Genomic DNA, 17321 nt, shown 5'->3' with positions numbered 1-17321 from the left:
AAAACCAATACTAAAATACCATTATACATCTAACTAAATGACAGTCAATTAAAAAATATAGTTTTGTAAATTAATTTTCGAATTGCAATTCGAATTGTGAAAAACTTCTCCTCATGTAAGTACATAATAGGGATAGTTAAAATTTTTGACACAACCTCCATTTTTTTAGTAGTTTCAACTATATACTAGATAATTTTTCACGAGAAGTGTTTTTTGAATAGGAAAGAATACCAAGTGAACGATTATTAGCGCTAAATAATTTCCAAAAAAATAAAACTGTCAACCTCAAAGTGTAACCATAAAAAAATGCCTACCCAAAATGGATAGGCATTCTTATTAAAATGATGCTTGTTATTACTTAGTGAATAACAACTCTCTGTATTTAGTTAAAGTCCAGATTTCATTGTCTACCAACAACTCTAATTTGTCACAATGATTTCTGATGATTTCAAAATATGGTTTTACTTTATTACAATAAGCTTCTGCCGTTTCCTGAGCGTCGGTCAAGTTATTTGCAATCTTTCTCTCATTTGTCATTTCCTCAACTTTAGAATTGATTCCTTCGATATGACCTGATATTTCTTTAATCAAAACGATTTGCTCTTTCGCTATAGTTTCAAAATCATCTCCAAAAATATCTTTCAATCCTTTTACATTTGCAATTAAAGTATTTTGGTAACGGATTGCTGTTGGTATTACGTGATTTTTTGAAATATCACCTAGAACTCTACCTTCGATTTGAATTTTCTTGGTATACTCTTCTAATTCAATTTCGTATCGTGCTTCAACCTCAATATGGTTCATGATATTCAATTCAGAAAAAAGATCCAAAGATTGTTTAGAAACCCTTGCTTTTAATGCCTCAGGAGTTGTTTTGAAATTACTCAAGCCTCTTTTCTTGGCCTCAATTTCCCATTCTTCGCTATATCCGTCGCCTTCAAAAAGAATTTTTTTAGATTGTTTGATGTATTCTCTTAAAACATTGAAGATTGCATCGTCTTTCTTCATGTCTTTTGAATCAATCAAAGCATCAACCTCCACTTTAAAGTCTCTTAATTGTTTCGCCACAATTGCATTCAAAGTCGTCATTGCATTAGAACAGTTAGCCGTGGAACCTACTGCTCTGAATTCAAATTTATTTCCTGTAAAAGCAAATGGAGAAGTTCTGTTTCTATCCGTATTATCCAAGAGAACATCTGGAATTTTCCCTACAACGTTTAATTTTAAATCGGTTTTTTCTTCTGGAGATAATTTCCCTGTAGTTACGCCTTCTAACTCCGCTAAAACTTTAGTCAATTGTCCACCAATGAACACTGATATAATTGCTGGTGGCGCTTCATTTGCACCTAATCTATGATCATTACTTGCAGAAGCTATCGCTGCTCTTAATAATGATTCATTATCATTTACCGCTTTGATCGTATTAATAAAGAAAGTCAAAAACTGTAAATTACTCATTGGCGTTTTGCTTGGGCTCAACAAGTTTACACCAGTATCAGTAGCTAATGACCAGTTATTGTGTTTCCCTGAACCATTCACTCCTTTGAAAGGTTTTTCATGAAACAACACTTTCAATTCATGACGTTCAGCCACTTTTTGCATCACGTCCATCAACAAACAATTGTGATCTACTGCCAAGTTTGTTTCTTCAAAAATCGGTGCCAACTCAAATTGGTTTGGCGCTACTTCATTATGACGTGTTTTTACAGGAATACCTAACAACATACATTCTTGCTCTAAATCTCTCATGTACGTTAGAGCACGTGTTGGAATTGATCCAAAATAATGGTCATCTAATTGCTGTCCTTTTGCAGAAGTATGTCCTAGCAAAGTTCTTCCTGTCATAATAAGATCAGGACGAGAATTTGCTAACGCTCTGTCTACTAAGAAATATTCTTGTTCCCATCCAAGGGTTGCAGTAACTTTTTTTACATTTTTATCAAAATATTTACATACTTCGGTAGCTGCTTCGTCCATAACCGTTAAAGCACGCAATAAAGGTGTCTTATAATCTAGAGCTTCTCCCGTGTACGAAATAAAAACGGTAGGTATACATAATGTAGTTCCAAAAATAAATGCTGGAGATGTAGGATCCCAGGCGGTATATCCTCTTGCTTCAAAGGTGTTTCTAATTCCACCATTCGGGAAACTAGAAGCATCAGGTTCTTGTTGTACTAATTGAGCTCCTCCAAATTTCTCTACCGCATCGCTACCATCATAAGATGTCTCAAAAAAAGCATCATGTTTCTCAGCAGTCGTTCCTGTAAGTGGTTGAAACCAATGTGTATAATGAGTAACTCCCTTAGCCAAGGCCCACTCTTTCATACCCATAGCGATATAATCTGCTAATTTTCTGTCTATTTTAGTTCCATGCTGTACTGCATCGCGCACGCCTTTAAAAGCATCTGAAGTTAAATATTGCTTCATTGCTTTATCATTAAAGACATTTGCACCAAAAATAGTTGATTTCCTATCAGATTCTTCAAATTTAACTGGCTTTCTAGTCGATGCTTCTCTCAAAGCTTGAAAACGTAATGTTGACATAAAAATTGATTTTAATTAATTAGACCCCTATTATTTTGATGCAAATATAAATTAATTATTACTTTTATAAAATTTTACCTCTAATTTTTATGGGCTAATTCCCAAAATTTATCAAATTCATAAAAAAAAGTATCAAAAATCAGAACTTGGTAATTTTAATGGATCATATTTTTTTAGTAATAAATCCTAAAAAAAACCAAAAGAACATCAGTTATCCATTTTTCCTTGAAATATCTATTAAGTTAAAAAATCAAAAAGTATCTTTACGCAGAATATAAATACCAACTTTATGATTGTCTGGATTTCTTTTTTAACCGCGGTTTTGATTTTTTTAGCCCTTGATTTAGGAGTTTTTAATAAAACGCCACATATTATAAGTTCCAAAGAAGCAGGAAAATGGACGGCAATATGGGTCGTATTATCATTTATGTTCTCCGGAGTAGTTTATTGGCTTTACACTACAGATTATCTTGCTAATCCAGATAATCTGAAACCTACAACGGCCGCAATAAAATTCATCACTGGTTACTTGATTGAATTATCATTAAGTATTGACAACATATTTGTGATTGCAATCATCTTTGCTGCTTTTAAAATTCCACAGAAATACCAACATCGTGTATTGTTTTGGGGAATATTAGGTGCCATAATCTTCAGAGGATTAATGATATTCTTTGGGGTTATGCTAATCAATAAGTTTTCTTGGACGACCTACGTTTTTGGTGCTTTCCTGATCTATACTGCGATGAAAATGTTATTTAGTGGCGAGGATGAGCAGTTCCAACCTAAAAAATCATTTGTATATAAAACACTCAAAAAAATAATGCCAATTTCTAATCATATCGATGAGGAGCATTTTTTTGTAAAAAGAAGACATATCACTGCTGCAACGCCACTGTTTGTTGCATTAGTAGTAATTGAAGTTATGGATGTAGTATTTGCTATTGACAGCGTTCCCGCAATCTTAGCCATCACAAACGATCCTTTTTTAGTTTTTAGTTCTAATATATTTGCCATTTTAGGATTGCGATCCATGTATTTCTTCCTCGCTAATATGTTAGCTAAATTCAGTTATTTAGAATACAGTTTAATTGCAATTCTAAGTTTTGTGGGCCTTAAGATGTTACTTCATGATTTCATTGAAATTCCGGAATGGGGATCATTAGCATTTATAGCAATTGCCCTTATTTTAGGAATTGTTGTTTCGTTACGAAAAAGCAGTAAAGAATTCGTCTAAAACTCAAGAAACTACACCATAAAAAAAAGGGAAATCATATTGCGATTTCCCTTTTCTGTTTTAATATCAAACAATCAATTATTACAAATTCACTTTCTTAATTGCACTGTTATTAACATTTAACGCTGACATTACAGAATCAATATTGTTCTTATTTACCGTTTTAGCAAAACTACCTGGTATGATTACGATTCTAAAAGTTTGATTTTGTGTCCAACTCGACGGTACAGTATTAAGACTAAAATTAGCCGAAAGAAAGATATTTACGTTAAATCTAGAATAATCAAAATTGAAATCTAACTCACCACCATCATTAAAATAATACGTTTGAGGCATTAGCTTCCATATATCTTGTCCATTGACCGTATCATACAAATGATATACTAAAACAGAATCAGAGGAATAAATTGGTGGATCAAATACGACCAACCTACTGTAATTATTATTATAATTAAATGAAGTAGTAACTTCAAACACTTCAGTTCTTGGTCCATTATCAACATCATCATATACTTCGGTTACTTCACAACTTTGTAGTGCCATCATCCCGATGAAAACTAAAAATAAGGTAATTTTTTTCATTCTTTATCGTTTTTATAATTTATCTTAAAAAACTCTATCCACTAATTGTGCCAAACTTTATTTTATAAAATAATGTACTTTTGAATTATGGAAAAAGAATTTAAATTATACATGATAATGCTAGGCTGTATTCCAGAAGGACGGTTTACAGAACAGCATGATATTTTTTTTGGAATTGGCACATCCTTAAAAGAATTGATTCCGCAAATAAATCTTTTTTGGCCAGAAGCTAAAGGTAAAATTCACATCGATGCCTGGCGAGAAGTTTCTGTAGTTGATGACTTCTCTATTGAAATTGTTCCAAAAAATACTGAAACACAAGTTACACCAGAACAATTATTCTTCATCAATTTAGGAGGTTACAAAGAAAATGAATTTGAAGAGTACCATTATAAAATAATCACAGTTGCTGGTAGTTTAGCATTGGCATCAAAAAAATCAAAAAAAACTGCATTTTATAAACATTGTGGTTTCAAAGACGCACCTTCACATATTGACGATCAATATGGAATTGATGTAGACGATATTTATAATGTTGCAGACATGCTGCCATCGCAATTCAAAGCTTTATATTCGTTAAAAATCACCAAGTCTGAAATTCAATTAGAACAAAATACGCTGCATATAGGATATTTAAAATTGAAAAAAATTAAAGATTAAATTAATCACTATTTGAAATTTTTTCAATTGATTACAACAGGAACGCCTTTCAATATTATCATATGAAAAGCCTTTTAAATTTTTAAAGAATACAAAGTCTATTTCACCGCTGCAGCATTATTTTTTAAAATTTTACTAAAAAACAGCACATGAGCGGGTAAAGCATTTTCCCAATACTCCCAAGTATGCGCACCTGAACGTTCTGTATAATCATGAGAAACTTTATTGTAAACAAGTCTTCTGTGTAATTCGCGATTGGATTCAATCAAGAAATCATCCACACCACAATCAATAATCAATTCCAGTTTGTTGCTTTTTATTTTGTCCACCATATTCAAAACGGCATTCGAGGCATATACTTCCTGGGGCGCACCTTCAATTCCAAAAACTGGCTCCATTAATTTAGTAACTCTTTCCTTAGATTCTGGATTGATCATGTTGCCCATATCTACTGCTCCGCTCATACTTCCTGCGGCACAAAAAAGTTCCGGGTGTTTTGTCGAAAGATACAATGCCCCGTGACCTCCCATAGAAAGTCCCGTAATTACACGTCCTTTTTTATCATTTATTGTTCGATAAGTATTATCTATTTTCTGAATTACTTCTTTTGTAATGTAAGTTTCAAACTGACTGCCTTTATTCACGGGACTATCCAGATAAAAACTGAATGTTTCTCCTTCCGGCATTACGATTATGATATTGTACTGATCGGCTAAATTGTGTAGTAAATTCTTATCCGGAGTTTTAGACAGCCAATCATTAAAATGACCATAAGCACCATGCAATAAATAAAGAACTGGGTAATTCATTTTGCTTTTAGCATAAGAACTTGGTAAAACAACCGCAGCTTTATATGTTTTATTCATTACCACACTAGGAATTTGCAAGGTATCGGCTTTTGCTGCATAAGAAACTACAGCATGACCAAGAAGAAAAAATAAGAATACAATTTGAAGTTTTTTCATACTATTTGGTTTTAAGGTAAAATGTAAATATACTACTTTAACTCGTTGGGTGTAAATAATGAAAATTTCAATTAATCTTAACTAAAAAAATTGAACCACGTAGAAACGTAGAAAAAAAGAGTTGGACAGCCCAATTTTTGGCTTCACCTAGCTATAATTTTCTCCAAAAAAGTGAAACGACTTACATAATTTTAAAATCTATGTTTCTATGTGGTTAAAAAATTAAATGCATTGAATTACATCCAACAGCTACTTTAGAATAAATGTAATAAAGTCGCAATAATTACATGAACAAAAAAAGACCTCTCATTACTGTAAGGTCTTTTAAAAAAAAATTATTTAGATCACGCCCGCTTGAAAGCGGGATAAGCGATTCACACACTTTCTGCTATCCAAAAAGTGGTTCTCCGTTTACATATTACGTCTATATTGGCCACCAACCTCAAATAAAGCAGAAGTAATTTGTCCTAAAGAACAAACCTTAGTTGCTTCCATTAGATGTTCAAATAAGTTTTCATTTTTAATGGCTGCTTCCTGAAGCGTATTTAAATGCTCATTCACTAAATCCTGATTGGACTGGTGCAAAAGATTCAACATATCAATTTGGTATTGTTTTTCTTCTTCGGTGGCACGAATTACTTCTGCTGGAATCACCGTTGGAGAACCTTTAGAACTCAAAAATGTATTTACACCAATAATTGGAAATTCACCTGTATGTTTCAAAGTCTCATAATATAAACTTTCTTCCTGAATTTTAGAACGTTGGTACATCGTTTCCATCGCGCCAAGAACGCCGCCACGTTCTGTAAGTCGGTCGAATTCCTGTAAAACCGCAGCTTCCACTAAATCAGTTAGCTCTTCGATAATGAAAGCACCTTGAATTGGGTTTTCGTTTTTGGCCAATCCTAATTCTTTATTAATAATCAACTGAATTGCCATCGCACGACGTACAGATTCTTCCGTAGGCGTTGTGATTGCTTCGTCATACGCATTGGTATGCAAGGAATTACAGTTATCATAAATCGCATACAACGCTTGTAATGTAGTACGAATATCATTGAAATCAATTTCTTGTGCGTGAAGTGAACGTCCAGAAGTCTGAATATGGTATTTCAACATTTGCGCACGTTCGTTAGCTCCGTATTTATTTTTCATGGCTTTCGCCCAAATTTTACGCGCTACACGACCAATAACTGCATATTCCGGATCTACACCATTCGAAAAGAAGAAGGATAAGTTGGGCCCAAAATCATTAATATTCATACCACGACTCAAATAATATTCCACGTACGTGAAACCATTTGAAAGTGTGAAAGCCAATTGCGTGATAGGATTTGCTCCAGCTTCAGCAATATGATATCCTGAAATAGAAACCGAATAAAAGTTTCTAACATTCTCCATAATGAAATATTCTTGAACGTCACCCATCAATCGCAACGCAAATTCAGTAGAAAAAATACAAGTGTTTTGTGCCTGATCTTCTTTCAAAATATCAGCCTGAACGGTTCCACGAACTTGAGATAACGTTCTTGCTTTAATTTCGTTATAGACCTCCGAAGGTAAAACCTGATCTCCGGTAACTCCCAAAAGCATCAACCCTAAACCGTTATTCCCTGCAGGTAAATCACCTTGGTAATGCGGTCTTTCGACTCCTTTTGCTGCATATATTTTGTTGATTTCTACCTCAACTTCTTTTTCAAGACTATTTTCTTTGATGTAAAACTCACATTGTTGGTCAATCGCAGCATTCATGAAAAAGCCTAATAACATCGGCGCCGGTCCATTAATAGTCATACTCACCGAAGTCATGGCATGAACCAAATCAAAACCAGAATATAATTTTTTGGCATCGTCCAAACAGCAAATAGAAACTCCGGCGTTACCTATTTTTCCATAAATATCCGGACGTACATGTGGATCGTTTCCGTATAAAGTCACGCTGTCAAAAGCCGTTGACAATCGTTTTGCAGGCAATCCCGCGCTTACATAATGAAAACGTTTGTTGGTTCTTTCCGGTCCGCCTTCTCCCGCAAACATACGAGAAGGATCTTCTCCTTCGCGTTTGAAAGGATACAATCCTGCCGTAAAAGGAAATTCTCCAGGAACATTTTCCTGCAAACACCAACGTAAAATATCACCCCAAGCTTTATACTTTGGTAACGCGATTTTCGGAATTTGGGAATGTGAAAGTGACTCCGTATGAGTAGCCATTTTTATTTCCCTGTCACGAACTTTAAAGGTATAAACTGGATTCTTGTACTTGTTAACTTTCTCGTCCCAAGTCAAAATGATTTCCCAATTGTGAGGATCCAAATCCATTTTTACTTTATCGAATTGATTTAGTAAAAGGTTCAAAAAGATTTTGTCCTCAGCCGCACCAACTTTTTCAGATTCTAAAACCGTCGGCAAAACTGAATCGTCATTAATTCCTGCTTTGTTTATTTCAGGAATTTTCTTAGCAACCGTTTCAATCGTTTTGTAAATCCCATATAATTTTTGAGCCACTTGTTCCTGACTAACTGCCGTATCATCGTATTTACGGTTACTTTCAGCAATTTCAGACAAGTAACGTGTTCTGTGTGGTGGAATAACAAAAATCTTTTCGCTCATTTCACGAGTGATTTGGAACGTTGATTTCAAATCAGAATTTGTTTTTTCATGAACTTTGTCCATAATCGCTTTGTACAACGTATTCATTCCCGGATCATTAAACTGCGAGGCAATGGTTCCAAAAACGGGAAGTGTATCTAAATTAGCATCCCAAAGATTATGGTTGCGTTGGTATTGTTTTTTCACGTCTCTCAATGCATCAAGAGAACCACGTTTGTCAAATTTGTTTATTGCTACCAAGTCTGCAAAATCAAGCATGTCGATTTTTTCCAATTGCGTTGCAGCACCAAATTCAGGTGTCATTACGTATAAAGAAACATCGGAATGGTCCATAATTTCCGTATCCGATTGCCCGATTCCCGAAGTCTCCAGAATTATAATGTCATAATTTGCTGCTTTTATTACTTGAATTGCATCAGCAACATATTTAGACAAAGCCAGATTCGATTGGCGTGTAGCCAAAGAACGCATGTAAACACGGGGATTATTGATGGCATTCATTCGGATTCTATCGCCTAGAAGAGCTCCACCCGTTTTACGTTTAGATGGATCAACCGATATTAATCCGATAGTTTTTTCTGGGAAATCAATTAGAAAACGACGCACTAATTCATCTACCAAAGAAGATTTTCCTGCTCCGCCCGTTCCTGTAATTCCAAGAACTGGAGTTTTACAATCGATATTCTTTTTTTGTATGGCCTCCAATGTATTGGCCGCAACATCCGGAAAATTTTCTGCTGACGAGATGATTCTGGCAATTGCTTTTGGATTCTTTTCGTCTAAATGATTGATTTCATCAGTCAGTTTATCTCCAACCGGATAATCAGATTTTTGTACCAAATCGTTTATCATTCCCTGCAAGCCCATCGCACGTCCGTCATCCGGAGCATAAATTCTCGTAATTCCGTACGCTTGCAATTCGGCTATTTCAGAAGGCAGAATTACGCCTCCACCACCACCAAATATCTTGATTTGCCCTGCTCCTTTTTCTTGAAGCAAGTCATACATATATTTAAAATATTCGTTATGTCCTCCTTGGTAAGAAGTTATTGCAATTGCATTGGCGTCTTCTTGGATAGCTGTGTTGACAACTTCTTCAACACTGCGGTCGTGACCTAAATGGATCACCTCCACACCTGTTGACTGAATAATTCTTCGCATGATGTTAATTGCTGCATCGTGACCATCAAAAAGGGCCGCAGCGGTTACAATTCTTACTTTATTAATAGGGATATACGGTTTTACGAGTTCCATTTTATGAATATGATAATTTAAGTCGGCAATTTACGATTTTATTTTAAAAATTATTTGTCGTTGCTGCTTGTTGTTAATAAATAAGGTCGGATTTTGTTATTTAGCCCCGATTGAAGCGGCATCCCTCGCTTTTTCAGCGAGGATACAGCGGAAAGCGGGACCAATTACGATTAATAAAACCAAAATTTGTGCTCTTAAAGAATAGTTGGCTTTGTTTTTGAATAAATAGTATTTTTACAAATGCCAAATGGCAAACACAGGAAGTAAACTAATAAAATAATTACGATGAAGAAAATTTTAATTTTAGCGGTAGCAATTTCGCTTTCGAGTTGTGCCGAAATGCAACAAGTTTTGAATCAATTCCCCCAAACACAAGGAATTGGTGGTGTTGATATTGCTGGTGGTTTAAAAGAAGCCCTTAATAATGGGATTTCGAAACAAGTCACCAAATTGACTACCACCGATGGTTTTTACAGAAATGAAGCCGTGAAAATTTTATTGCCGGAAGAATTGAGAAAAGTAGATGCGGGTTTAAGAAGAATTGGATTGAGCTCTCTGGCTGATGAAGGTTTGAAAGTATTGAATCGTGCTGCTGAAGATGCGGTGAAGGAAGCGACTCCAATATTTGTAGACGCCGTAAGAAACATGACTTTTATGGATGCCAGATCAATTTTGATGGGAAATGAAAGTTCGGCCACCAATTATTTACAAAACAGCACTTCGACTGCTTTGTACGGAAAATTTAATCCCGTGATTAAAAATTCGTTCACTAAAGTAGGTGCCGATAAAGTTTGGACCAACATTATTACAAAATACAACAGCATTCCTTTAGTGAATAAAGTGAATCCTGACTTGACGGATTATGTGACCAATCAAGCATTGAATGGTGTTTTTAAGATGGTTGCCGTTGAGGAGAAAAACATAAGAACCAATATAGTGTCAAGAACATCTGTTTTATTGCAGAAAGTTTTTGCAATGCAGGACAACAAATAGATTGAAATTTGGTTGTTTTCATAACATAAAACAGCCAAATCAAACTTTTTTACAAAACAAATACGTTTAATTTTGAAAAACGCTACTTATTACTAAGAACTAAGCTGAAAAAGACGTCTTATGCAGAAAATTACTATCCTAATTCATTGCGAAGATCAAAAAGCAATTATTGCCTCCATTACAAATTATATTTCCGCTATTGATGGAAATATTACGTATTTAGATCAACATGTTGATGCCGATGAAAATGTATTTTTCATGCGCTTAGAATGCGAATTCAGCGCCAAAAATTGGAATATTGAAGCTATTAAAACTGATTTTCAAGTTAAGTTAGCTTCTCCTTTCAATATGTCGTGGGAAATGTATACTCAAGAAGAAAAACCAAAAATGGCTTTGTTTGTTTCCAAATACGAGCATTGTCTGTATGATATTTTAGGACGGTACAGTGCTGGTGAACTGTCTCTTGAAATTCCTTTGATCATCAGCAACCATGAAGAATTAAGATTAGTGGCGGAACGTTTTTCAATTCCGTTTCATTATGTTCCTTTTACTAAAGATAGCAAGGCCGAAGGAGAACAAAAGCAGTTGGATTTACTGAAAAAATATAATGTTGACTTCATTGTTTTGGCACGCTACATGCAGATAATAACGCCCAATTTGATTGCGCGATACAAGAATCAAATTATCAATATTCATCATTCTTTTCTTCCGGCATTTCCCGGAGCAAAACCCTATCATTCAGCTTTTAAACGCGGTGTAAAAATCATTGGTGCCACCAGTCATTATGTAACCGAAGGATTGGATGAAGGTCCGATTATCGAGCAAGATATTGCCCGAGTTTCACACAGCCATTCTATAGAAGATTTTATTATGAAAGGGCGCGATCTGGAACGCATGGTTTTAGCGCGGGCTATAAAACTTCATGCTGAGAGAAAAACAATGGTTTATAATAATAAAACGGTGGTATTTTTATAAATCCTCTTCCTTGCCGAACCTTTATGACTCTCCAAAGGAGAGAGAGCCATAATCGAGGACTAAAACTAAAAAAATGCTCAGTTTGCTGCGCATTTTTTATTTAAATTCGACAACATTTTTATCTTTCTAGCAAGTCAACATCTACACCTAATCCGTTAGCAATTCGAGCAACTAAACGTCCGTCAACTCGACACCGATGACACAATTAACGGTTAACTATTTTGTCTTTTTTAAAACCATCAATGTCAGACATGTAAGCAATACCACTGTGTATCGTATTTTGTTGTTAATCCGGAGTCATGATCTTAAATAAATTTCCACGTTGCGTATAATGATCATTTTCTCCTTCGCAATTTCCGTAGTACTAATCCGCAAAATCAATACAAATTTCCATTGGCGGTTCTTTATATGCGAGGTCAATTTTGATAGCATCAAAACTTTTTGGTAAATAATTCGGATTACTGCCGCCATTCTCATCCACTCTCATTTGTCGATCCAGCTGGTAATTATGGCTCGCAACTGGACAACGATTTACCGCAATTTGCTCATAATTAGTTGCCAAACGATGGCGTTGCGAATCAGGATAGGACAACAATTTACCCTGCAACATTTTATGATGTGAGTTTCCACTTCCGTCAACCACCTGCGCCATTGCAAATGCAAAGTGCTCAATATCTTCAAAATAATTATGTAGATTTTGATTTAAATTTAAAAAACCAGCGATAATCTACTGAAAATCGTCTTGAGGCCACACTAGCGTTGCATCAGATGGATTTAAATAATAGTTTGGGAATTCGCCTGTTCTTCGGTCAGGATTTGAATCTGCAAGTTTCCTTTTGGAAAATTTCTCGCCACAATATTCTCAAAAAAAAATCGCGCTGTACTAAATTCATATCATGCGATTTCATTTTGGCCGTCTCTTCAATGATAAAATTCCTAATTCCTTGTGCAGTTTTAAAATGAAATTTAACGTAAGTGCGTTCATTCACTGCATTAATTATCATAAAAGTATTAACCTACAAGCCGTTCATGTCACTGTATCCATAAGGTGTTCTTATGTCCTAAATTGAAATTAACACCCGACGCTAACTCTCCTGATTTAACAACCAGCAATCTCACAGTATCGTTAACGATTTTATACTAGTATGCGGATCTTGTTTTTAGTTATAAATTAAATCGCAAAATTTTTAAGATTTTTGACAAAGAAAACCCGTATACTATTGCCTACGCAATCCCAATTGCCATCTTCTGTGTAAAACTATATGGCGAAATCCCATAAACCTCTTTTCGTTTCCGCTGAATCTCTTTTGCGTCACAGCAGAAATATTTTGCCAAAAATTTAAATAATTTTCACAAATTAAACATTAAACAATATTGGAAACCTACCTGATTATCTATGCTAAGTAATAAATTATACTAGCAAATATATTTTTTATTTACTATTGAACAATGAGCACCAAAAACCGAAAACGGAACACTTGTACACTATCTCAAAACCACATCTTTCACCACATCACGTCTTAATTCCTCATTAATCATAGCGACAATTTTGGACTTTCCGTGGCTTAATTCTTCCCTTAAAACAGACGAGGTTAACTCGACATACAAAGTACTTCCTTTCAAAACTACATTATTAGTATAACTATTGACACCATTGCCCATTAGATTTTTCCAGGCGTCTTTAACATCAATTTGATCCATTCCTGGTTGCAGTTTATTGACTTGAATAATTTGTTTCAAAACATCCCCTATCGTACTCTGATTATTTAATCGTTTTGCCATCGCCCAGTAAATTTATCGGTGTTGCTTTTTTGTAATGATACTCTATTTTTTCCTTATTCAACAGCACTAATTCTTCCGCTGACAAAGCAATCAATTCTTCACTCCATTTCATGTACGGTGTCGAATAATCCAAGAATACTTTTCCACCATCAAATCGCACCGTTACGTTTTCATAAGCATTATTCACTAAAAAAGTCCCGTCCAATTGCGGCATTACTTTCTTCCGAATCCCTTTATTTTTATCTATTTCAAAATAATCATACACTTCATTCATCTTGTATTCCTTGTCCTTTATGGAATCAAAAACAACCTTTTTAACCTCCCAATATCCGTTTATTTTTGAAATGTCTTCTGGTTTTATCTTTTGCTGACAAGCCACAAAGAGAAATGCTATCAAAAGAATGCTGTAAGTTTTTTTCATATAATTATTATTTTTTTAGGAGCTGTTTCCTGCTTTCCGCTTCAATCTTTATATCCGCAAAAAAAGCGGCTAAAAAGGATTTCCGCTTCAATCAGGGCTAGATAATTTAAGGAAACAACAACTTTATTTTATACTACAAAGTTACTCTTATTAAATTCAAAGAAAACAAAATTAGCAGAAACACATTAAACTATTTTCTATATTTTTGGTCTTAACCAAATTAGAAATAAATCAGCAGCAAGATGTCAAAAATAATTTACAGTTTCCTCATCGTACTATTTTGTAGTAGCTGCAGTTCCGATACTGCTGAACCAAATCCAACCCCAACACCAACAGAAACGCTCTATTTCCCGCCTTTGACAAGCACAACTTGGGAAACAAAATCAATAGCGAGTTTAGGTTGGAAGCAAGTTGCCGTGAAACCGTTATTGGATTATTTAGAACTTAAAAATTCAAAATCTTTCATCATTCTTGTCAACGGTAGAATCGTAATGGAACAGTATTTCGACGGTCATGACGCGAATGCATTTTGGTATTGGGCAAGCGCTGGAAAAACGCTGACAGCAACTGTAACAGGAATTGCACAACAAGAAAACTTAATCAACATCAACAATAAAGTTTCGCAATATATATGAACTGGTTGGACGAGTTTGTCTTTAGCCAAAGAAAATTTGATTACAAACAGACATTTACTCACTATGACTACCGGATTAGATGACAGCACGGATGACGTTAATCCAGCAAACCTAAAATATAAAGCCGATGCAGGAACACGTTGGGCGTATCATAATGTATATGTAAAATTACAGGATGTGATTGCTCAAGCCAGCGGTCAAACTTGGAATACCTATTTCAATACCAAATTAAAAGATAAAATAGGAATGGATGGCGCATGGTTTCAATTAGGGAATAATTCCGTTTATGGAAGTAATACTCGATCCATGGCACGCGTTGGCTTGTTAATCTGCAACAAAGGAAAATGGGAAAGCAATAGGATATTGAATGAAAATTTTATCAATGAAGCTACAAACACTTCACAAACTATAAATCTGGGATACGGCTATTTATGGTGGCTGAATGGAAAAACAAGTTATTATTTACCGCAAAGCCAACTGCAATTCAATGGCAGTTTAATACCAACAGCTCCAGCAGATATGTTTATGGCACTGGGGAAATACGATCAAAAAATCTATATTATTCCAAGCAAAAAAATGGTCGTTATCCGAATGGGAGATGTTGCAAATCCAAATAATCCAACTTTTGCTTTATCCGATTTTGATGAAATTTTGTGGCAAAAAATTAGTGCTTTATACCAATAAACTTACTTAGTTTTCAAACGTTTCATAAAACCTAAAACAAAGAAAATCAAACCAATTATTAGTAAAAAATAATAGAAACCAACACTTTTGTCTCGAATAAGGTTGGCCAAAATAAAAGAAACAATACTTATAAAATAAAAATAAATTAAGTTACTATTTTTGACAGAAGAAAAATTCATTCCTATTATTATTTAAAAAAACTATCTACAAACTCGTATTTATTGAAAACCTGAAGATCCTCAATTCCTTCTCCTACACCAATATACTTTACAGGAATTTGAAACTGATCCGAAATTCCAATTACAACGCCACCTTTTGCGGTTCCGTCTAATTTAGTAACTGCTAAACAAGTAACTTCTGTAGCAGCTGTAAATTGTTTTGCTTGTTCAAAAGCATTCTGACCGGTTGATCCATCCAAAACTAATAATACATCATGTGGCGCATCACCAACAATTTTTTGCATCACTCGTTTTACTTTGGTCAATTCGTTCATTAAATTAATTTTATTGTGTAAACGTCCCGCAGTATCGATAATTACGATATCCGCATTTTGTGCCACTGCTGATTGTAAGGTATCAAAAGCTACCGAAGCCGGATCACTTCCCATATCTTGACGAACAATAGGAACGCCTACTCGATCCGCCCAAATCTGCAATTGATCGATGGCAGCGGCCCGAAAAGTATCGGCAGCACCAAGAACCACATTATAACCTGCTTTTTTAAATTGATAGGCTAATTTACCAATGGTAGTTGTTTTTCCAACACCATTAACACCAACTACCATTAAAACATAAGGCTTAGTCTGAATTGGAATTACAAATTCCGTTGCTTCGCCAGAATTGGTCTCTGATAACAAAGCCGCAATCTCTTCCCTAAGAATTTGATTAAGCTCTTCTATACCAAGATATTTATCCGAAGCGACGCGGCTTTCAATTCTTGTAATTATTTTCAATGTAGTATTTACGCCAACATCTGAGGCCACAAGGATTTCCTCTAAATTATCTAAGACTTCATCATCCACTTTTGACTTTCCGGCAACCGCTTTGGTTAACTTCGAAAAGAAATTTGTTTTTGATTTTTCAAGACCTTTGTCTAATGTTTGCTTCGCCTGTTCGCTTAGGCTCGGGTCTTTTTTCTCTGATGAAAATATTCTTTTGAAAAAACTCATTGTATAAATAGTATTAGGAATGAAGCATTTAAGTCCAAAGAACTTATATACTTTCTGCCAGTAAATATAGAAAATAAAAAAGCTACTTTCGAATGAAAGTAGCTTTTCTATATAATATGAATGTTGATTATTTCTTTTTCAAGAATTCATCCACTGATTCAGGAGTCATAATAGATTCTACGAATGTATATGCACCTGTTTTTGGAGATTTCACCATTTTGATGGCTTTAGATAATCTCTTAGAAGATGTTTGTAACGATGCTACGGTTTTCTTTGCCATGATTCAAATGTTATTTAAATTTAAATAAAATCTTCAAATGCTGATCATTTGAGACTTTTATTAAAATCTCTAATTATTACTTAATTTCTTTGTGAACAGTTACACGTTTCAAGATTGGATTAAATTTTTTAATCTCTAATCTGTCCGGAGTATTCTTTTTGTTCTTCGTTGTTATGTATCTTGAAGTTCCTGCAACACCTGAAGTCTTGTGCTCAGTACATTCTAAAATTACCTGGATTCTATTACCTTTCTTTGCCATCTTGCTATTTTTTTATTTTGGAAGAGATTATTTGATAAATCCTTCTGACTGTGCTTTTTTCAAAACCGCAGCGATTCCATTTTTATTAATTGTTTTTATCGTAGATGCAGCTACTCTTAGAGTAATCCATCTATCTTCTTCTGGAAGATAAAAACGCTTTTTAACTAAGTTTACAGAAAATTTTCTCTTAGTTTTGTTCATAGCGTGAGAAACGTTATTTCCTACCATCGCTCTTTTACCTGTAAGGTCACAAACTCTTGACATTATACTTA

General features: G+C 34.6%; 16 protein-coding genes and 2 pseudogenes. 5 read left to right on the top strand and 13 right to left on the bottom strand.

The features are described from left to right. Window positions 1-354: 354 nt before the first annotated feature. Complete coding sequence (locus ACP7AV_RS14150; protein WP_426092502.1) at window positions 355-2544, bottom strand: glutamine synthetase III; 2190 nt, start codon at window positions 2542-2544, stop codon at window positions 355-357. A gap of 289 nt (window positions 2545-2833) precedes the next feature. Here ACP7AV_RS14150 and ACP7AV_RS14145 point away from each other — a divergent pair, with 289 nt between their 5' ends. Further along, window positions 2834-3781 (top strand): TerC family protein, encoded by a 948-nt coding sequence (locus tag ACP7AV_RS14145; RefSeq protein WP_426064608.1) that lies wholly within the window; start codon window positions 2834-2836, stop codon window positions 3779-3781. Window positions 3782-3862: 81 nt separating this feature from the next. Here the strand turns inward: ACP7AV_RS14145 and ACP7AV_RS14140 are convergent, their stop codons facing one another. Beyond that, window positions 3863-4363 (bottom strand): hypothetical protein, encoded by a 501-nt coding sequence (locus ACP7AV_RS14140; RefSeq protein ID WP_426064606.1) that lies wholly within the window; start codon window positions 4361-4363, stop codon window positions 3863-3865. Window positions 4364-4450: 87 nt separating this feature from the next. On the opposite strand from ACP7AV_RS14140, the gene ACP7AV_RS14135 reads away from it, so the two are divergent. Continuing rightward, window positions 4451-5023: a DUF1543 domain-containing protein gene (locus ACP7AV_RS14135; RefSeq protein ID WP_426092501.1), complete on the top strand. Its 573-nt coding sequence runs from the start codon at window positions 4451-4453 to the stop codon at window positions 5021-5023. A gap of 98 nt (window positions 5024-5121) precedes the next feature. Here the strand turns inward: ACP7AV_RS14135 and ACP7AV_RS14130 are convergent, their stop codons facing one another. Together ACP7AV_RS14130 and ACP7AV_RS14125 are read right to left on the bottom strand one after the other, a co-directional pair. Next, entirely contained in the window at window positions 5122-5988 is an 867-nt protein-coding gene (locus ACP7AV_RS14130) for an alpha/beta hydrolase (RefSeq protein WP_426092500.1), read from the bottom strand. Window positions 5989-6399: 411 nt separating this feature from the next. Continuing rightward, window positions 6400-9852: a methylmalonyl-CoA mutase family protein gene (locus ACP7AV_RS14125; RefSeq protein WP_426092499.1), complete on the bottom strand. Its 3453-nt coding sequence runs from the start codon at window positions 9850-9852 to the stop codon at window positions 6400-6402. Between the two features lie 285 nt (window positions 9853-10137). On the opposite strand from ACP7AV_RS14125, the gene ACP7AV_RS14120 reads away from it, so the two are divergent. Beyond that, complete coding sequence (locus ACP7AV_RS14120; protein ID WP_426092498.1) at window positions 10138-10845, top strand: DUF4197 domain-containing protein; 708 nt, start codon at window positions 10138-10140, stop codon at window positions 10843-10845. A gap of 120 nt (window positions 10846-10965) precedes the next feature. Beyond that, window positions 10966-11820, top strand: coding sequence for a formyltetrahydrofolate deformylase (gene purU / locus ACP7AV_RS14115; RefSeq protein ID WP_426092497.1), 855 nt, complete (start codon window positions 10966-10968; stop codon window positions 11818-11820). Between the two features lie 364 nt (window positions 11821-12184). Here the strand turns inward: purU and ACP7AV_RS14110 are convergent, their stop codons facing one another. From ACP7AV_RS14110 to ACP7AV_RS14090, 5 genes and pseudogenes are all read right to left on the bottom strand, one after another. Next, entirely contained in the window at window positions 12185-12544 is a 360-nt protein-coding gene (locus ACP7AV_RS14110; RefSeq protein ID WP_426092575.1) for a catalase, read from the bottom strand. 85 nt (window positions 12545-12629) lie between these two features. Next, window positions 12630-12824 (bottom strand): catalase, encoded by a 195-nt coding sequence (locus ACP7AV_RS14105; protein WP_426092496.1) that lies wholly within the window; start codon window positions 12822-12824, stop codon window positions 12630-12632. A gap of 167 nt (window positions 12825-12991) precedes the next feature. After that, window positions 12992-13066: pseudogene (locus ACP7AV_RS14100) on the bottom strand (hypothetical protein); the annotation flags it as partial. A 239-nt stretch (window positions 13067-13305) separates the two neighbouring features. After that, complete coding sequence (locus ACP7AV_RS14095) at window positions 13306-13602, bottom strand: DUF721 domain-containing protein (protein WP_073355171.1); 297 nt, start codon at window positions 13600-13602, stop codon at window positions 13306-13308. Further along, window positions 13583-14023, bottom strand: coding sequence for a lipocalin family protein (locus ACP7AV_RS14090; protein WP_426092495.1), 441 nt, complete (start codon window positions 14021-14023; stop codon window positions 13583-13585). The genes ACP7AV_RS14095 and ACP7AV_RS14090 overlap by 20 nt, the downstream gene beginning before the upstream one ends. A gap of 242 nt (window positions 14024-14265) precedes the next feature. Between ACP7AV_RS14090 and ACP7AV_RS14085 the strand changes: the two are divergent. After that, window positions 14266-15342: pseudogene (locus ACP7AV_RS14085) on the top strand (serine hydrolase domain-containing protein). A gap of 187 nt (window positions 15343-15529) precedes the next feature. On the opposite strand, the gene ftsY reads toward ACP7AV_RS14085, so the two are convergent. The 4 genes from ftsY to rpmB all read right to left on the bottom strand — a co-directional run bounded on the left by ftsY (window position 15530) and on the right by rpmB (window position 17313). Continuing rightward, window positions 15530-16510, bottom strand: coding sequence for a signal recognition particle-docking protein FtsY (gene ftsY / locus ACP7AV_RS14080; RefSeq protein ID WP_426092494.1), 981 nt, complete (start codon window positions 16508-16510; stop codon window positions 15530-15532). A 127-nt stretch (window positions 16511-16637) separates the two neighbouring features. Further along, window positions 16638-16790, bottom strand: a complete 153-nt coding sequence (locus ACP7AV_RS14075; RefSeq protein ID WP_091205215.1) for a DUF4295 domain-containing protein — start codon at window positions 16788-16790, stop codon at window positions 16638-16640. Between the two features lie 76 nt (window positions 16791-16866). After that, on the bottom strand, window positions 16867-17049 hold the full coding sequence (gene rpmG, locus ACP7AV_RS14070) for a 50S ribosomal protein L33 (protein ID WP_017495179.1): 183 nt from the start codon (window positions 17047-17049) through the stop codon (window positions 16867-16869). A gap of 27 nt (window positions 17050-17076) precedes the next feature. After that, the gene (gene rpmB / locus ACP7AV_RS14065) at window positions 17077-17313 is read right to left on the bottom strand and encodes a 50S ribosomal protein L28 (protein WP_024980263.1); all 237 of its coding nucleotides are present in this window, start codon (window positions 17311-17313) and stop codon (window positions 17077-17079) included. Between the last annotated feature and the right edge of the window lie 8 nt (window positions 17314-17321).

Origin of the sequence: Flavobacterium sp. DSR3-2 (genome assembly GCF_049896525.1) — a bacterium.
Lineage (GTDB): Bacteria > Bacteroidota > Bacteroidia > Flavobacteriales > Flavobacteriaceae > Flavobacterium.
This window is presented reverse-complemented; position numbering and strand designations above follow the sequence as displayed.